The 251-nt window shown below is 72.1% G+C and carries 1 protein-coding gene; it reads right to left on the bottom strand.

All coding sequences use genetic code 11. From position 1 onward, the window contains the following. Positions 1–82 precede the first annotated feature (82 nt). Positions 83–244, bottom strand: a complete 162-nt coding sequence (locus RVY79_RS22095) for an Hsp33 family molecular chaperone HslO (protein ID WP_411161775.1) — start codon at positions 242–244, stop codon at positions 83–85. Positions 245–251: the final 7 nt, after the last annotated feature.

The raw sequence follows: 251 nt of genomic DNA, 5'->3' as shown, positions 1-251 counted from the left end.
CTGCCGGCGCTGCAGCGCTCCGACTGAGCCGCCACTCCGGCGCGGCTGACGATCGCGCCTACAGCGCAGTGTGCGCTGGCGGCTACTGCATCGTCGGGCTGTGGCCGCCGGGGTGATCGCTGCCGGGTGTGAACAGCGCGCCCACGTCCACCGCATCGAAGCGGTAGTGCCGGCCGCAGAAATCGCAGCCAACCTCGATCTCGCCGCGCTCGGCCAGCACGCTGTCGGCTTCCTCGCGGCCCAGGCCAAGC

Source organism: Chromohalobacter sp. HP20-39 (genome assembly GCF_033052815.1).
Lineage (GTDB): Bacteria > Pseudomonadota > Gammaproteobacteria > Pseudomonadales > Halomonadaceae > Chromohalobacter.
The sequence above is the reverse complement of the archived record's forward strand: the minus strand, read 5'-3'. Positions and strand labels throughout refer to the sequence as shown.